At 58.0% G+C, this 1654-nt stretch carries 2 rRNA genes; both read right to left on the bottom strand.

Annotation, left to right across the window (positions count from 1 at the left end):
- A 5S ribosomal RNA gene (gene rrf / locus AB0K34_RS46580) occupies positions 1-117 on the bottom strand.
- A gap of 154 nt (positions 118-271) precedes the next feature.
- Positions 272-1654: ribosomal RNA gene (locus AB0K34_RS46575) — 23S ribosomal RNA — on the bottom strand; the annotation flags it as partial.

The raw sequence follows: 1654 nt of genomic DNA, 5'->3' as shown, positions 1-1654 counted from the left end.
GTCCGGCGGCGTCCTACTCTCCCACACGGTCTCCCATGCAGTACCATCGGCGCTGAAGGGCTTAACTTCCGGGTTCGGGATGGGACCGGGTGTTTCCCCTTCGCCAAAACCACCGAACGTCTCAACGCACCACCCAGAAGGTGGGCAAATCAACGTCCAAGCCGGCAGGCTCAGAATCTTCACTTATCTACTGCGGTTCCAGGTTGTTTCCTGAGAACCACACAGGGACGCGAACAAACTCTCACACAGCGACTCGCTTTGAACGTTCAGTGTGTTCAAGCCACTCGGCCTATTAGTACCGGTCGACTCCACACGTTACCGCGCTTCCATCTCCGGCCTATCAACCCGGTCGTCTACCGGGGGCCTTACACCCACAAAAGGGGTGGGAGAACTCATCTCGAGGAAGGCTTCCCGCTTAGATGCTTTCAGCGGTTATCCCGACCGAACGTAGCCAACCAGCCGTGCCCCTGGCGGGACAACTGGCACACCAGAGGTCCGTCCGTCCCGGTCCTCTCGTACTAGGGACAGACCCTCACAATTCTCCTACGCGCGCAGCGGATAGGGACCGAACTGTCTCGCGACGTTCTAAACCCAGCTCGCGTGCCGCTTTAATGGGCGAACAGCCCAACCCTTGGGACCTACTCCAGCCCCAGGATGCGACGAGCCGACATCGAGGTGCCAAACCATCCCGTCGATATGGACTCTTGGGGAAGATCAGCCTGTTATCCCCGGGGTACCTTTTAGCCGTTGAGCGACACCACTTCCACACGTAGGTGCCGGATCACTAGGCCCTGCTTTCGCACCTGCTCGACACGTCCGTCTCACAGTCAAGCTCCCTTGTGCCCTTACACTCGCCACCTGATTGCCAACCAGGCTGAGGGAACCTTTGGGCGCCTCCGTTACATTTTGGGAGGCAACCGCCCCAGTTAAACTACCCACCAGGCACTGTCCCCCACCCGGATACACGGGTGCGGGTTAGACGCTCAAAACGACCAGAGTGGTATTTCACCAACGACTCCACCGACACTGGCGTGCCGGCTTCACAGTCTCCCACCTATCCTACACAAGACGCTCCAAGCGCCAATGCCAAGCTGTAGTGAAGGTCCCGGGGTCTTTCCGTCCTGCTGCGCGAAACGAGCATCTTTACTCGTACTGCAATTTCGCCGGGCCTGTGGTTGAGACAGCGGGGAAGTCGTTACGCCATTCGTGCAGGTCGGAACTTACCCGACAAGGAATTTCGCTACCTTAGGATGGTTATAGTTACCACCGCCGTTTACCGGCGCTTAGATTCTCAGCTTCGACCCCGAAAGGTCTAACCGGTCCTCTTAACGTTCCGGCACCGGGCAGGCGTCAGTCCGTATACAGCGTCTTACGACTTCGCACGGACCTGTGTTTTTAGTAAACAGTCGCTTCCCCCTGGCCTCTGCGACCCCACCCAGCTCCGGAAGCACGTTCCTTCACCGGACGAGGCCCCCCTTCTCCCAAAGTTACGGGGGCAATTTGCCGAGTTCCTTAACCACAGTTCACCCGATCGCCTTGGTATTCTCTACCTGACCACCTGAGTCGGTTTAGGGTACGGGCCGCCAGTACACTCGCTAGAGGCTTTTCTCGACAGCATGGGATCACTCACTTCACCTAAAACGGCTCGGCATCA

It is taken from the genome of Actinomadura sp. NPDC049382 (assembly GCF_040677125.1).
GTDB lineage: Bacteria > Actinomycetota > Actinomycetes > Streptosporangiales > Streptosporangiaceae > Spirillospora > Spirillospora geliboluensis.
Note: the sequence above shows the minus strand (reverse complement) of the source record. Positions and strands in the feature narration are given on the sequence as shown.